Annotated in this window: 11 protein-coding genes and 1 rRNA gene; 5 read left to right on the forward strand and 7 right to left on the reverse strand. The window is 70.3% G+C overall.

Annotated elements, in window-relative coordinates; genetic code table 11:
* Positions 1-83: ribosomal RNA gene (gene rrf / locus AB0I79_RS59885) — 5S ribosomal RNA — on the forward strand; the annotation flags it as partial.
* 999 nt (positions 84-1082) lie between these two features.
* Positions 1083-1295 carry a hypothetical protein gene (locus AB0I79_RS59890; protein WP_357894564.1) on the forward strand — a complete coding sequence of 71 codons (213 nt, stop codon included), beginning with the start codon at positions 1083-1085 and terminating at the stop codon, positions 1293-1295.
* Here AB0I79_RS59890 and AB0I79_RS59895 read toward each other — a convergent pair.
* Positions 1292-2059: a PhzF family phenazine biosynthesis protein gene (locus AB0I79_RS59895; protein ID WP_357894567.1), complete on the reverse strand. Its 768-nt coding sequence runs from the start codon at positions 2057-2059 to the stop codon at positions 1292-1294. The two genes, AB0I79_RS59890 and AB0I79_RS59895, sit on opposite strands and share 4 nt — an antisense overlap.
* A 168-nt stretch (positions 2060-2227) precedes the next feature.
* Between AB0I79_RS59895 and AB0I79_RS59900 the strand changes: the two genes are divergently transcribed.
* Positions 2228-2611, forward strand: coding sequence for a cell division protein SepF (locus AB0I79_RS59900; RefSeq protein WP_357894570.1), 384 nt, complete (start codon positions 2228-2230; stop codon positions 2609-2611).
* Between the two features lie 522 nt (positions 2612-3133).
* Here the strand turns inward: AB0I79_RS59900 and AB0I79_RS59905 are convergent.
* The 5 genes from AB0I79_RS59905 to AB0I79_RS59925 form a co-directional block, all read right to left on the reverse strand.
* A complete protein-coding gene (locus tag AB0I79_RS59905; RefSeq protein ID WP_357894572.1) occupies positions 3134-4468 on the reverse strand; it encodes a hypothetical protein in 1335 nt (444 codons plus the stop codon).
* A 119-nt stretch (positions 4469-4587) separates the two neighbouring features.
* Positions 4588-6315, reverse strand: coding sequence for an arginine--tRNA ligase (argS, locus tag AB0I79_RS59910; protein ID WP_357894575.1), 1728 nt, complete (start codon positions 6313-6315; stop codon positions 4588-4590).
* Entirely contained in the window at positions 6312-8630 is a 2319-nt protein-coding gene (locus AB0I79_RS59915) for an HAD-IC family P-type ATPase (protein WP_357894578.1), read from the reverse strand. Before AB0I79_RS59915 ends, argS begins: the two co-directional genes overlap by 4 nt.
* 73 nt (positions 8631-8703) lie before the next feature.
* The gene (plsX, locus tag AB0I79_RS59920) at positions 8704-9753 is read right to left on the reverse strand and encodes a phosphate acyltransferase PlsX (protein WP_357894581.1); all 1050 of its coding nucleotides are present in this window, start codon (positions 9751-9753) and stop codon (positions 8704-8706) included.
* A 158-nt stretch (positions 9754-9911) separates the two neighbouring features.
* The gene (locus AB0I79_RS59925) at positions 9912-10469 is read right to left on the reverse strand and encodes a DUF1707 domain-containing protein (RefSeq protein WP_357894583.1); all 558 of its coding nucleotides are present in this window, start codon (positions 10467-10469) and stop codon (positions 9912-9914) included.
* Positions 10470-10647: 178 nt separating this feature from the next.
* On the opposite strand from AB0I79_RS59925, the gene AB0I79_RS59930 reads away from it, so the two are divergent.
* The gene (locus tag AB0I79_RS59930; RefSeq protein ID WP_357894586.1) at positions 10648-11964 is read left to right on the forward strand and encodes a lysine 2,3-aminomutase; all 1317 of its coding nucleotides are present in this window, start codon (positions 10648-10650) and stop codon (positions 11962-11964) included.
* A gap of 392 nt (positions 11965-12356) precedes the next feature.
* On the forward strand, positions 12357-13331 hold the full coding sequence (locus tag AB0I79_RS59935; protein WP_357894589.1) for a hypothetical protein: 975 nt from the start codon (positions 12357-12359) through the stop codon (positions 13329-13331).
* 1274 nt (positions 13332-14605) lie between these two features.
* Here the strand turns inward: AB0I79_RS59935 and AB0I79_RS59940 are convergent.
* Positions 14606-14779 (reverse strand): hypothetical protein, encoded by a 174-nt coding sequence (locus AB0I79_RS59940; RefSeq protein WP_357894592.1) that lies wholly within the window; start codon positions 14777-14779, stop codon positions 14606-14608.
* Between the last annotated feature and the right edge of the window lie 249 nt (positions 14780-15028).

The following is a 15028-nucleotide window of genomic DNA, read 5'->3' on the forward strand; positions in this document are numbered from 1 at the left end:
ACATTCCGAACCCGGAAGTTAAGCTTCCCTGCGCCGATGGTACTGCACTCGGGAGGGTGTGGGAGAGTAGGTCACCGCCGGACAATCTTTATAGGAAAGGGCCCCGACCAGCACTGGTCGGGGCCCTCTCTGCGTTGTCGAGCTGTCTCCATGGCGGCGTCGGCCAGCGAACCCGGGATGGTGATGGCGTCCTGCTTGTTGACCGGCAGGACGCGGCAGATCGGCAGGTCTTATGTCTGCGCCCCACCGCACCAGAAGGAGCGAAGAGTCTTCGCCGCCTCCTGCGCCATCCTCAACTCGGCTGTTCTTCTCCCTTCGCCATCGACATCGCAACCGGCGGCAGCCTGCCCGTGGCGCTCGAACCGTACCGTTCGTAAATTGGCCGTTTCAGGGGTGCTCGGCGCGGCACCGATGGTGCTGGTCCCAGAGTGGCGGAGTGGTGGGCCTCTGTCGCTGAGCTCGATTCTGGCGCCGCGCCCGTACGACCAAAGGCGGTCCCGCCGGCCCATGGCTGGGTGAGAGCAGCTGCAGGGGCATCGCTGGCTCCTCCCCCTGTTGCTGGAGATCGGCGGGTCGATGTACCCCTGATCGGAGACTGCGTGGCCTGCGTTCGATCAGGGCCCTTCAGCAGGGTCCTGTCGTCGTGGGAGCCGTCGGCGGTGGGGAGCATGGTGTCCTTGGCCGTCTTCGGGCTCGTGGGGCTAGCGGGGTTGCCGCGTCTTTAGGCTGACCGAGACCTCGGCGTACGTGATGGGAACGGTGCCGGCGGCTGCCACGGCTCAGGGATCGGGGCAGGCGGCTACCGCGGCTCAGGGATCGGGGCAGGCGGCTACCGCGGCTTTCGGCCTGGTCGCGTCGCATGGCCGTTGGCCTCCCCTCTCCGAAGAGGGGCGGGGCGGACACCCGGCGAAGGCTTGCCATGAGGGCGGTCTACGGCCGGGTGTTCGGCGCAGTCGCGGTGGTGACGGCCCGGATGATGCTTGCTGCACGCCCGGGTGCCTTCGCCGGCGTTGGTCCATAAGCGTTCGTGCTGCTGTACATCGCGATGCCGGCCATCTGGCTCATGGCCGGCCATCTGGCTCATGGCGTTCGGCATCCTCCCCTTCGTGGCGCTGGGGAGCGCCGGATGGGTCCTGGCAGGGCTCGGGCTCCTGCCGTTGCGGCGGCGCCGCTTCGTGCGGGTGATGACCGGCCGTGGTCTGGTGTCGCGGGATGGCCGCGGTTACCGCTATCTCCACCCGGTCTTCCGCGACTACGGTCGCGGCTCGCGTGGAGGAGGAGCGGAAGAGCCCTAGCTGACGTGCAGGGTGCCCGACATCACGGTGACGGCCCGGCCGGCGAGGTGGACCCGGTCGGCGGCGTGCGTCACGTGGACGAGACCGCCCCGGGCTGAGAGCTGAGCGCCCACCAGCGAGGGCCGGCCGAAGCGGGCCGACCAGTACGGGGACAGGGCGCAGTGTGCCGAGCCCGTCACCGGGTCCTCCGGCACCCCGACCCTGGGGGCGAAGAAGCGGGAGACGAAGTCGGTTTCGGTGCCGGGCGCTGTGATGATGATTCCTCTTGCGTCTACTGTGTTTAGAGCGGCGATGTCTGGGGTAATACCGATTACCGCTTCCTCTGACTCCAGCTCCACCAGCAGGTCGAGCCGGCTTTTGCCGACCCGTACCGGGGTGACACCGAGGGCTTTCTCCAGGCCGGGAGGAGCCTCTGTGGGGGTCACCTCCATGGCGGGGAAATCCATTGTGATCATGCCGTCGGCATGGCGATTCACGGTGAGCGTTCCGCTGGCGGTGTCGAATTCGAGCTGCCCGTCCGCCGCACCGGTCGAATAGAGGACGTGTGCGGTCGCCAGCGTGGCATGACCACACAGCGTCACCTCTACGGCCGGGGTGAACCACCGGAGCGAATCCCCGAGCAGGAAGGCGGTCTCGGAGAGGTTCATCTCCGCGGCTACGCTCTGCATCCATTGCTCAGTAACCGGAGTGTCCAACAGGCAGACGGCTGCGGGATTACCCTGGAAAGCTGAGTCGGTGAAGGCGTCGACCGTGAAGAGGCGCATGTGGCCGATGGTATACGGGGGTCGGATATCCAGCTGCAAGCAGGCTGCAAGCCGTACAAAATGGAATTAGGGCTGGGCGTGTCGCGTGGCGAATGCGGAATCGTCGGTTACCGTCCAATGTGTAGGGACGTGCCGATTACGGTGAGTTCCTGAGGAAAGGACAAGCCGATGGGGGCAGTGCGCAAGGTGGTGAGCTACCTTGGCCTGAGCGGGGTCGATCACTACGACGAGGGCTATGACGACGACGAGCAGTACGAGGACGAGTACGTCCCGGCCACGGAGCGGGCTGCCCGGCGGTGGCGCGCGAACGTCGACTCGTCACGGATCGTTATGGTCCAGCCGCTCAAGTACAACGACGCGCCGGTGATCGGCCAGCACTTCCGAGACGGTCAGACGGTGATCATGGACGTTACGGGCATGTCGATGCCTGAGGCGACGCGGATGGTGGACTTCGCCGCCGGGCTGGCCTTCGGCTGTGAGGGGCGGATCGAGCGCATCGCCGAGCGCGTCTTCCTCCTCGCCCCGGCTCACGTGGAGATCGAGACCACCTGAGCCCGTAGTACGAGCTGAGCATGGGGAACCTGCCCGACGCGGGCGGGTTCCTCGTTGTTTGCCCCACTGGCGGCCCGGGGGCCGGCCGCCGTCCGGGCACCCACTTCCGGCGCCCGTCGGGAGTGGCGGGGCGTTCCAAAGGTCTGGTGTGGGTTGAGCGGCGGCTACAGGCTCGGTGGTGGCCTGCTGGCGAGGGGTCCTGGGCCGGGGCTCCCCGGATCGGGTAGTTCCTCCGGAGCGGGCGTTGAGGGCCGTCCGTGTCGGCGGCGCCGTCCCCGCTCGGTGGTGCGCCCGGCGTGCCGCATTCACTCGTCAGTCTCGCGCGATGAGACGTCCGCCTGCCGTCCTCACCCGTCACGCTCGCGTTGGGACGCGCCGCCTGCCGTCCCGGCTGCCACGCGCCGCGTTGTGACGTGCGGGCAGCACGCGCGGAGCGTGACACGTGGGGCGGGCGGCTCGTCACGGCCTGGTACGGCTCTTCATCGCCGCCCCCAGCAGCCGCACGGGGTGGGCGTGGTGGGGTCAGTGGGCGGCGCGGGGGCCGCGGCGGATGAGGCGGGTGAGCTCGGCCGCGTCCTCGGCGGCCTGCTTCGCCCGGGTCTCCGCCTCGCGGGCGTACGCGTGCAGCGCCCAGACGGCCCCCTCCGCCAGCTCCTTCAGCTCGTTCACCTGGCCGGTGACGTACCGGGCGTCGGCCTCGACGAGCTTGCGGCGCTGCCAGAGCTGCCAGCCGGCGAGGCCGATCATGGCGACCGCGGCCGCGGCGAGCAGGCGGGTGCCGAGCGCGGCACCGACGAGGCAGGCGACGCCCGCGACGATCAGCACCAGCGCGGCCCACGGCCGGCCGCGCGGGACCATGCCCTCCGTGAGGATCGACTCCTCGGCGGCGGCGAGCGAGGCCTGGTCGGGGCCCTCGGGGCGCAGGTGGATGCGGTGGCCGAGCAGCGGGACCGTGAGCGTGGCAGGGGGTTCGAGGCGGCTGTCGGCCTCGAGCTCCTCGGCCACCCCGCGCAGGATCGGCGCGGCCACGTGCAGCGCGATCGCAGCCAGGTGCGGGTCCGCGCCGGGGCGCAGGTCGTCGAGCAGGTACGTGCTGAGCGAGGCCATCGGCCCGGCGGGGCCGCCCTGGCCGATCAGGGCGCGCAGGACGGCGAGCGGCTCGTCCTCGGCCCAGGCCGGGGCAGGGGCGGCGGGGCTGTTGTCGAGCGGGGCGGGGGAGTCGTGCTCCGACTGCCGCGCCGAGGTGATCTCCACGCACCGCCCGCGCAGCCTGGCCAGCCGGGCGGCCGCCACGGCGGGCCTGGCCAGCTCGGGGATCTCGGCCATCTCCGGGAAGTCGGCCAGCGACGGCGGCACGACGACCGACGGCTCGCCGGGCACGAGCGCCTGCACCCACTGCTGCGGGTCGGCGTGCTCCTGGACGGCCAGCGCGTCGAGCTTGCGCAGCACGAAGATCTTGCCGGCGGGCCCGTACGCGCCCCTGGCGGCGGCCAGCCACAGCGAGCGCTGGCCGTGGGAGACCGGGCGGTCGAGCGACAGCTCGCCGAACGCGGTGCCCAGCCAGGAGGCGTGGATGCGGCTGCCCTGCCCGGACACCGCCAGCGCCAGGCAGAGGAAGAGCGCGGTCTGTTGCTGGTCGCGGCCGGCGGCCCGGCTCAGCGGCTCCAGCGGGTCGTCACCGGCCAGGATGGCGACCAGCGCTTCGAGGGCCGGGGGCAGCCAGTAACCCGGTACGTCGCGAAAGCTCGGTGCGGCCGGAGGCGCGGTGCCCTTGGCGGCGAGGTGCGCCAGCAGCGCCTCGGCGTAGCGATGCAGTTCGGTCGCTGCTGGGGGGCTCGCAGTCAGGTCCGTGCTCAAGGCAGAGAACTCCCCATTTCGGCCTCAGTTCATGACCGCGTAAAGCCTAGCCGTTGGGGCGCGCCAACCCGGTGGAGGCGCGCCCACGACGGAACGGGAGACTTTGAGCCAACTGCCTGTTACATGCGCTCGGGGACAGGGACGCCCAGAAGGTCGAGCCCCGTCTCCAGCACCCGCAACGTCAGTGCGCACAGGGCCAGCCGGTGGTCCCTGGTCTCGGGGTCGACGCCCTCCTTGATCACCGGGCACTCCTCGTAGAACGTGCTCAGCAGGCTGGCCGTCTGGAAGAGGAACGCGCACAGCCGGTGCGGCTCGGAGTCGGTGGTGACCTGGGCGACGAGCTCGCCGAAGCCCAGCAGGTGGAGACCCAGCGCGCGCTCGGCCGGGGCCGCGAGCACGATGGGCGCGCTCGCGTCGGCCGGGGCGATGCCCGCCCTGCGGAAGATGGAGCGGATCCGGGCCGTCGCGTACTGCATGTAGGGGCCGGTGTTGCCGGTCGTGGCCACCATGCGGTCGAGGTCGAAGACGTACTCGCTGTCGTGGCTGACCGACAGGTCGGCGTACTTCACGGCGGCCATGCCGACGGAGTGGGCGATCTCCCGCTGGGTCGCCTCGTCGTAACCGCGCTCCTCGATCAGCTTGGCGGCCCGGTCGACGGCCTCCTGCAGCAGGTCCATCAGCTTGACGGACTCGCCGGAGCGGGTCTTGAAGCGGCGGCCGTCCTTGCCCAGCATCATGCCGATGCGTACGTGCTCGGCCGAGGTGGTCTCCGGCAGCCAGCCCGCCTGCTTCGCCGCGGCGAACACCATCTGGAAGTGCAGCGCCTGCTCGTTGCCGACGACGTAGAGGATGCGGTCGGCCTTGAGGTCGTGGACCCGGTAGCGGATGGCCGCCATGTCGGTGGTGGCGTAGCCGTAGCCGCCGTCGCTCTTCCTGATGATGAGCGGCAGCGGCTTGTCGTCGGAGCCGGTGAAGCCGGGCGGGAACACGCACAGCGCGCCCTCGCTGATCACCGCCGTGCCCGAGCCCTCCAGGTCGTCGCAGGTCTTCTGGAGCATGGGGTTGTACATGCTCTCGCCGGCGATGTCGGCGTCGGTGAGCGTGACGCCGAGCAGCTCGTAGACCTTGTTGAAGAAGCGCACGGTGGCGTCCATGAACACGTGCCAGAGCCGCAGCGTGTCGGGGTCGCCCGACTGCAGGGTGCTCACCCGCGCCCGCGCGCGTGTCTTGAACGCCTCGTCGCCGTCGAACTTGGCCCGCGCCGCCTGGTAGAACTCGGTGCCCTGACCGGCCTCGAGCTGCTCGACCGCGGCCTGCTCGCCGATGTCGAGCAGGTGCTCGATGAGCATGCCGAACGGGGTGCCCCAGTCGCCCAGGTGGTTCTGCCTGATGACCTTGTTGCCGAGGTGCTCGTGCAGGCGGGCCAGCGAGTCGCCCACGATCGTGGTGCGCAGGTGGCCGACGTGCATCTCCTTGGCCGCGTTGGGCGCGGAGTAGTCGATCACGACGGTCTGCGACGGGGTGATCGTGCCGACGCCGAGGCGCGGGTCGGCCAGCATCCGCCGGGCCTCGGACTCGATCCACGCGTTGTCGAGCGTGATGTTGAGGAAGCCCGGGCCGCTGACCTCGATCGTGCCGGGGAAGTCGGACAGCTCCGCAGTGATCGCTTCCGCGACCTCCCGCGGGGACCGTCGCAGGCGCTTGGCCAGGCTCATCGCGACGTTCGCCTGGAAGTCGGCGAACTGGGAGGGCCGGATCAGCGGATCTGCGTCGGCGTGCTCCGGACCGAACGCGCGGGCCAGCGCCTGCTGGACGCGCTCGGTGAGCACAATCTGCGGGTCGGTCATGGTCTAAGGGTACCGGCGAGCTTGACCGCCACGCTTATCATGAGCGCCGCCAGGATCGAGATGCCGACGGCGGTCAGATCGTTGCTGAGATCGCCGGGTTCGAGGGCGAAGAACTCCCTGACGAACGGCAGCGCCATGCCGACCGCGAACAGCACCGCCATGGCCCCGACGAGCGCCGCCCGCCACCAGTTGAGCGGCCTGGCGATGAGCACGAGCACCCACCAGGTGGTGAGGAAGAGGGTGATCACGGCGGCCGTCTGGTCCTCGAGGAGGGTGGAGGTGCCGCTGTGCGCGGCCCAGAACGACACCAGCACCGCCACCGCGCACAACACCCCCGCCGGCACGGCGAAGCGCAGCACCCGTGGCACGAAGCCGGGCAGGGAGCGCTCCAGCGTGGGCGCCAGCGCCAGGAAGAACGCCGGGATGCCGATGACCAGCGCGTTGGTCAGGGTCGAGTGGCGCGGTGCGAACGGGAACTGCATCCCGGCGAGCCCGACCGTCAGCGACAGCACGATCGCGTAGAACGTCTTGGTGAGGAACAGGTTGGAGACCCGTTCGATGTTGGCCAGCACCCGCCGGCCCTCGCCCACGACGTACGGCAGCGTGGCGAACTTGTCGTCGAGCAGCACCACCTGGGCGACCGCCTTGGTGGCGGGGCTGCCGGCGCCCATCGCGATGCCCAGGTCGGCGTCCTTCAGGGCGAGCACGTCGTTGACGCCGTCGCCGGTCATGGCCACGGTGTGGCCGCGGGCCTGCAGGGCGGTCACGAACTCGCGCTTCTGCTGCGGGCTGACCCGGCCGAAGACGGTGTGGGTGTCCAGCAGCTCGCCGAGCTTGGCCGGGTCGTCGTGCGGGAGGGCGCGCGCGTCGATCGACCGCTCGCCGCCGGGGATGCCGAGGCCGGTCGCGATGGCGGAGACCGCCAGCGGGTTGTCACCTGAGATGATCTTCAGTGTGACGCCCTGCTTGGCGAAGTACCCGAGGGTCTCGCGGGCGTCGGGCCTGATGCGCTGCTTGAGCGTGACGAGCGCGACCGGCTCTGCCGCCGCCTCGCCGCTCTCGGTGCCGGCCAGCGACCCGGTACGGCACAGCGCCAGCACGCGCGTGCCGGTGGCGGCCAGCTCGGTGGCCCTGTCGAGGCAGGCGCCGCCGTGCAGCAGCACGTCGGGCGCGCCCAGCACCCAGGCGCCGTGCTCGCCGAAGTCGGCCCCGCTCCACTTGCGCGCCGAGGAGAACGGCACGCTCGAGCGGGCGGCCCACCCGCCGGGGGCGGCGGGGTAGCGGGCCCTGATGGCCTCGGCGGTGGCGTTCGGGCGGTCGTCGAGGTTGGCGAGCGCGGCCAGGGCCTCGTCGACGAGCCGGCGGTCGTCGCTGACGGGCAGCACCTCGTCGAGGTCCATCCCGCCCGCGGTGAGCGTGCCCGTCTTGTCCAGGCAGAGCACGTCCACCCGGGCCAGGCCCTCGATCGCGGGCAGCTCCTGGACCAGGCACTGGCGCCGGCCCAGGCGTACGACGCCGACGGCGAACGCGATGGAGGTCATCAGCACCAGGCCCTCGGGGATCATGGTGACGATGCCCGCGACCGCGCCGGTGACGGCGGTGCGCAGGTCGGCGGAGTTGTGCAGCTGGCTGTAGATGAGCAGGGCGCCGATCGGGATGACCAGCCAGGTGATGTACTTGATGAAGTTCGCCACGCCCGCGCGCAGCTCGGAGTGGGCCAGGTGGAACTTGCTGGCCTCCTCGGCCAGCTTCGCCGCGTACGCGTCGGTGCCGACCCGGGTGGAGACGAACGTGCCGGAACCGGCCACCGCGAAGCTGCCCGACAGCACCTGGTCGCCGGGCTGCTTGTGCACGGGGTCGGCCTCGCCGGTGAGCAGCGACTCGTCGATCTCCAGGCCGTCGGAGTGCACGACCTCGCCGTCCACGAGGAGGCGGTCGCCGGGGCCGAGCAGGATCAGGTCGCCGAGGACCACGTCCCGGGGGTGGATCTCGCGTTCCGCGCCGTCGCGGCGCACGCGTACGGGCGCCTCGTTGATCACCGCCAGGCGGTCGAGCGTGCGCTTGGCCCGCAGCTCCTGGATGATGCCGATCAGCGCATTGGCCACGATGACCAGCCCGAACAGGCTGTCCTGCCACTCGCCGAAGATCAGGATCAGCGCCCAGAGCACGCCGATGACGAGGTTGAACAGGGTGAACACGTTCGCTCTGAGGATCGCGCTCAGGGAGCGGCTGGATCGGCGCGGGATGTGGTTCGACTTCGCGCGCGCCACCTGCTCCGACGTCAGCCCGTGTGCCACCGAGATGAGCCCGTCCACATAAGCCCCCGTTTCTGTGGATCGGTCTCACACCCTAAGGGTTCACCCGGCTTCGGGGGAGCGACTTGGGTCTTCACTCCAGTCGATCTCCACCGTGGCTCGACCACCACAGCCTGTGGGAGCGGCTGGAGGCGGCCATCCGCTCGCCGATCGCGGTCACCACGCCGGCGGCCGACAGGTCCGCGGCGAGCCGGCAGGCCGCGCTGATGCCCTGAGCCCTGGAGGCGCCGTGGGCGATGACGACCGTGCCGTTCAGGCCGAGCAGCACTGCGCCGCCGTGTGCCTCGGAGTCGAGGCGGCGGTGCAGCTCGCGCAGGCGCGAGCGCTGCATGGCGGCGCCCAGCCGGGCCAGCCTGCTGTCGCTGATGGCCTGCCTGAGCTCGGCGAACGCGTAGCGGACCGCGCCCTCCATGGTCTTCAGCGCCACGTTGCCGGTGAACCCGTCGGTGGTGATGACGTCCACCTTGCCGGTCAGCAGGTCGTGGCCCTCGACGTTGCCGGCGAAGGTGATGCCGGGGGAGCCCTGCAGCAGCTCGTGCGCGCGCCTGACCAGCTTGTCGCCCTTCTCGGCCTCGCTGCCGATCGTGAGCAGGCCGACCTTGGGGTCCTCGATGCCGTGGGCGAGCTCGGCGTAGGTGGCTCCGAGATGCGCGAACTGCACCAGCATCTCCGGCTTGACCTCGGCGTTCGCGCCCGCGTCGAGGAGCACGGCGGGGGCGGGCAGCGTGGGGAGGTCGACGGCGATGGCCGGCCTGAGCACGCCCTGCTGGCCCTTGAGCCGCAGCCGACCGGTGGTCACGATGCCCGCCGTCGATCCCGCGGACACGACCGCGCAGGCGTCGCCGCGGCGTACGAGGTGGCAGGCGATCGCGATGCTGGAGCGGGGACGGCGCAGGCTGGCCAGCGCGCCCTCGTCCATCTCCAGCGCCTCCTCGGCCCGGACGATCGGGATCTCTTTGGTGGCGTCGTGGTCGGCCAGCGCCTCGTAGAGCACGCGCGGGGAGCCCACGAGCACGACGGGCAGGCCGCGTTCCCGTACCGCGTGCACCGCCCCCGCCACGATCTCGTGCGGCGCGTGGTCGCCGCCCATGGCGTCGAGCGCGACTGGCCTGCTCTCGGACAATGCTCACCTCGTACGGCATCGAGCCCGCCGCCACGGCTTGGCCGGTACGCGGGCTCGGTATGTCCGCATCGCAGGCAAGGCAGGTGTCAGGTTAACCGGCTGGTGGGACCTCTTGGTTCCCTGCCACGGCCGTTCCAGTCCTGGCCGCTCACCTGCTTCTACTGCAGGTTCCAGTCGTCCTTGCCCCGGGTGACGATCACCTTGGAGAACCTCGACGCTCCCAGGACCCTGATCAGGGGCCCGTCCCCCGTGGATCCCGCCGTCACGTTCCGCTTGCCGAAGAGCGAGCTGCCCTCGTCGACCACCTGCGCGTTCTCCGGCACCCGCACGATGACCTTGCTGAACATGGCGTCGGCGTGGATCGTGATCTCACGGCCCGGCAGCACGGCGTCCGAGAGGTCGATGATGAGCGCGCCGAACCAGGCCGACAGGGCGGTGGTCCGGGAGGCGACCCAGCGCCCCTTGCGCACGACCTTGCTGAACTTGGAGTGGATGACCTGCCGCTCGATCGCGGCGGGCCTGCTGGACGCGGACACCTCGGGCAGATCCCGGGTGAGGGGGACGAGCTCGCCCACCGTCTTGGCCGTGTAGGCGACGTCGAGGCGGTCGGCGTGCTCGATGGTGGTGAGTCTTCCCGTGGCGAGTGCCTCGGACAGCACGGCGGCCACGCGGTCGCGGTCGGCGTCTGAGGCGCGCAGGTCCGGATGGTCGGTCACGATATGTCAGTCTACGCCCGGACACGATATGTCGCGAGTGTCCATGAACCTCAAGGAAAACTTGGAGCCCAGCGGAACCACGAACGCAGGTAGCCGCGTCCGGGTATTAAGAACCGTAGACGCGCGACAGGGTCGTGAGGTTTACACCCGATCGAACAAAAAAGATGGGAAAGGCCTAGTGATCTTGAACCAGGCAGGCACACGGCGTTTCCGGGCGTACACGTCCAAGCACCTTGACCAGCTCCTGCAGCGTGCGGGGCTGGGGGACGACGAGCGCCTCAAGGTGCGCGCCGTCGCCACGGTGCTGCCTTTCCGGACGAACGCCTACGTCGTGGATGAACTCATAGATTGGTCGGCCGCGCCCGACGACCCCATATACCGGCTCGTCTTCCCGCAGGAGGACATGCTGCCCGCGGCAGACGTGGCCAGGCTGGCCGACCTGCTGAAGGCGGAAGCGCCGAACGCCGAGGTCCAGGCCGAGGCGAACCGCGTACGCGCACAGCTCAACCCGCATCCCGCCGGCCAGAAGGAGCTCAACGTCCCGAGGCTCGGCGACGAGCCCGTCCCTGGCATGCAGCACAAATACGCGGAAACCGTACTGATCTTCCCTAAACAGGGGCAAACCTGTCACGCCTACTGCACCTACTGCTTCCGGTGGGCGCAGTTCGTCGGCGACGCCGACCTGAAGTTCGCCTCCGACGACATCGACCAGATGGTCGGTTACATCCGCCGGCATCCCGAGGTCACCAGCGTGCTGATCACCGGCGGCGACGCCATGATCATGGGTGAGCCGGTGATCCGGCGATATATCGAGCCGCTGCTGGAGCTCGACCAGCTCGAGTCCATCAGGATCGGCACCAAGGCGCTGGCCTACTGGCCGCAGCGTTTCACCTCCGACCCCGACGCCGACGACACGCTCCGCCTGTTCGAGCGGGTGGTCGAGTCGGGCAAGAACCTCGCGTTCATGGCGCACTTCTCGCACCCGCGCGAGCTGGAGTCGCCGCTGGTCGAGTCGGCCGTCCAGCGCATCCTCGGCAGCGGGGCCACGATCAGGACCCAGGCGCCGCTGATCAGGTTCATCAACGACGACCCGGCCGTGTGGTCGGGCATGTGGCGGCGCCAGCTCAGGATGGGACTGATCCCCTACTACATGTTCGTCGAGCGCGACACCGGGCCGCAGGACTACTTCGCGGTCCCGCTGGCGCGGGCGTACGAGATCTTCAGGGACGCCTATGCGAGCGTCTCCGGGCTCTGCCGCACGGTGCGCGGGCCCTCCATGTCGGCCACGCCGGGCAAGGTGTGCGTGGACGGTGTCATGGAAATCGCCGGGGAGCAGGTGTTCGTGCTCCACTTCATCCAGGCCCGCGACCCGTCGCTGGTGGGGCGGCCGTTCTTCGCGCGCTACGACCCGTCCGCCGTCTGGCTGACTGATCTGCGCCCGGCCTTCGCCGAACGTTTTCCGTTCGAGCCGGCCGATGCCCTGCTGACCGTCTGATCCCGGCCGCGGGCGTCCACCGCGACCGGAAAAAGTGGCCCCACGGCCCGTGAACATTTGTTTTCGCGACCCATTGTTCACGGGCCGTCGGGGCCCTCTTGCGTTCCTGCGCAAGACGCGCGCACTATCGGAAAAAAGACCCTCCTATTTCCCGTTTTGTCTGTCCGCTCAACGCTCCCCCTTTACTCGGTAACCGAGCTGCAAACCCCTGCTACATGGGCATTCATGCGCCTGCGGTCGATCAGGCCGAGTGATAGAACTGCTTGCGTAGCTCAGCCGTAGCGACACGCTTCGTGTGGTGCCCATAGCGCGTCCGCAACGGCATACGGGGGTTATCGATTCGCATTTCCACCGCATTCGAGAGCGATCGATCACGAGCCGGGAAGGCAATCATGAATCGAGTAGTCAAGACGGCGCTGGCCGTCACAGCATTCGGCTTGGCGGCGGCGGCATTGGCCGTGCCTGCCCAAGCGGAAGTTCAATACAACACCGCCAAGCACGCACCGGTCGACGGCCTGGGCGGAGGCACCATTGCCGGCGCCGACCCGCTGGGAGGGCTGCTGAGCAGCCTCATCGGTGGCGGCGGCGGCCTGCTCGGCGCGCTCGGCGGAGCCGCCAAGTCCGGCGCCCAGCCGAAGGGCCAGATGTCCGAGGTCGAGCGCGACCTCGCCAGCGAGAAGCTGGCGGAGGCCGGCGCCACGGGCAACGCGGCCGAGGACATCACCGCCCGCGGCGGACCGGTGCCCGAGCTGATGCCCATCGTCAGCAGCATCGGCAGCATCCCGCTCGGCGGGGGCGGCCTGACCGAGTCCCTGCCGCTCCTCGGCGCGGCGCGCATGGCCAAGCCGGCCACGCCCTCCGTCAAGGCCGGCAAGCAGGGCCAGAACGCGCCCGCCGCCCGGGACGGCTCCGTGTCCAGCGGGGTGACCGGCACGGTCGGCTCGTCCGTCGAGCGCACGGTCGGCACGCTGACCGGATCGAGCCTGCTGCCGGGCTCGAACAGTGGAGCCACGGCCAAGAGCATGGCGAGCAGCTCCTCCGGCCTCGGCACCCTCTCCGCCGACGCCCTGCTGGGCGGCGTCACCCAGGCCACGTGGCTCGCCCTGCCGCACGGCGCCGGCCGCCAGCTGGCCCCGGCGCTCGGGCAGGTGACGCCCGCCGAGATGGCCCCGGTCGTCGAGGCGCTGCCCGCCACCTCCCAGGCCGCCGCCATGGACGAGCTCGCCCCGCTCGTCCAGGACACCTCGGCCTTCGTCGAGGGCCGCGGCGTGCAGGCCGCCGGCGCCTACAGCGACCTGATCACCGCCCTCGGCTGGACCACCGACGCGCTGACGAGCTCGGTGCGGGGCACCGCGGCCCGCGACTAGTCGCCTTTCTGGGCTCGCGACTAGGCACTCCTAGAGGCGCGGCTGGACACTCCTGGGTTCGTGGCCAGGCACTTCCCTGATTCGTGGCTAGGCGCGACTTCTGGGCGGGTGACCTCGGCCGCGACCCCCGGGCTCGTGGCCGGGCGCGGCTCCTAGGCGCGACCCCCAGGTTCGCGACAGGGCCGCGATGGAGGCGCTGACGAGCGCGGCCGGCCGAGGAACCCGGCAGGACGGTTCGCGGGTGTCCCAGGTGCCGACACCCGGGCACCGGCCCTGGCGGTGACCGGGCGGCTCGCTCGCTCGCCCCAGCAGTCCCCTGACGGCATGCTCCCTCAACCGGGGCCGCTCCGGGATCCCCTGATCTGGGCCCTTCCACTGGAGATCCGGGGATCGCTGAGCCCGGGCCGCGTCACCGAAGGTCCGGGAACCGCTTGACCTGGCCCCCTTCCACTGGAGGTCCGGGGCTCGCTTGCCCCGGCGCCTTCTTTCGCCAGAGGTCCGGGGCTCGCTTGCCCCTGGGCTCTCCTTCGTCAGGTCTGGGGCTCGCTTGCCCCCAGGTCCTTTCGCTGGAGGTTCGGGGATTTCTTGCCCCCGGGCTGTGGCCGGGAGGGCCAGGTTCTCTTGGTACAGGACCTCGGCGGAGGCCCGGGTTCTCTGATCGGCCCCTTGGCCGGAGTGCTGGGCCGGTCCCTTCGATCGGGACGCCGTCGCACTGACGCGGCAGGCCACGAGCCGCCCTCAGGTGCCGGGCGCTCGTGGCACTGGCGCGCGTAGGTTGCGAGTCCGCCGCCACGAACGGGCGGGCTCACGTCGGGCCTGGGCGGACGCGCCCTCGCCTCGGGGCACGCAAGGCGCCGCCACTGCAGGGCAGCGGCGCCGACGCCCCGCATCGTCACCGGCCCCACCCCGGGGCCGGTGACGATGCTCTTCGCGGCCCCGCTGTTCTTGCGGCTCTTACAACCCCCGCCCATCCATTACGGCACAGCCGAGGTAACCGCCACCCGCCGCACGTGGCTGAGGGCCTCCAGGAATACGCCCGCTGAACCCGCACGTGGCCGGCCGCCGTTACGCGCGCACACTTTGACCGTCCAAGGCTGGACGTGTTGCCCATCCACGCCACGAAGCTTGCGCCGGCCGTCATGCCGGACCCGAACGCCATCCCGGACCGAGCTCCCGCGACCGCCCCCCGCGACCGGAGCAGGGCCGTAGAGGCCGTAGATCGTCACAGGCGCCCCCCGGCGCCCTGGCGGCCCCTCGGCCGCTGTGAAAGGGTCTCAGGGCAGACGGACGCCCGTGCGGCGGGCTATCTGGGCCTGCAGCCTCGCCATCTGCCAGTGCAACTCGAGAAGCTGCTCAACGAGCTGCACCCGCGGGACCTCGGACACGTCCTCGGTGGCCAGGTGGTCAATCGCGGCCGCAAGCTCTCCCATCGCGCGCCCCCACTCCATCACCGTTCCTCGGATCGAATTGACGTTCGAATCCTATCGGAACGGGTGGCTCGGTGTCAGTCATTTGCCCCTCCAGTCGCCGCCGTTTCGCACGCAAGATCGAATAGCGCGACGGCCGACGCCCTGCCACGCAGCCGGGCAACGTGGGCTCGCGTAACGGCGGGTCACCACTGAAGGGTCAGAGGCCGTTTCCCTGGAGGGCCATCAGCCGGAGTGCGGTGGGTGGCTGGCCACGGCAGCGCGTAAGGG

Source organism: Nonomuraea sp. NPDC050202 (assembly GCF_040656115.1).
Taxonomy (GTDB): Bacteria; Actinomycetota; Actinomycetes; order Streptosporangiales; family Streptosporangiaceae; genus Nonomuraea.

What these genes read in the sequence shown, in the direction of transcription:
- AB0I79_RS59890 (WP_357894564.1), top strand. Translation starts at nt 1,083, where the DNA reads ATGGCGTTCGGCATCCTCCCCTTCGTGGCGCTGGGGAGCGCCGGATGG.
- AB0I79_RS59895 (WP_357894567.1), bottom strand. Translation starts at nt 2,059, where the DNA reads ATGCGCCTCTTCACGGTCGACGCCTTCACCGACTCAGCTTTCCAGGGT.
- AB0I79_RS59900 (WP_357894570.1), top strand. Translation starts at nt 2,228, where the DNA reads ATGGGGGCAGTGCGCAAGGTGGTGAGCTACCTTGGCCTGAGCGGGGTC.
- argS (WP_357894575.1), bottom strand. Translation starts at nt 6,315, where the DNA reads ATGACCGACCCGCAGATTGTGCTCACCGAGCGCGTCCAGCAGGCGCTG.
- AB0I79_RS59935 (WP_357894589.1), top strand. Translation starts at nt 12,357, where the DNA reads ATGAATCGAGTAGTCAAGACGGCGCTGGCCGTCACAGCATTCGGCTTG.
- AB0I79_RS59940 (WP_357894592.1), bottom strand. Translation starts at nt 14,779, where the DNA reads ATGGAGTGGGGGCGCGCGATGGGAGAGCTTGCGGCCGCGATTGACCAC.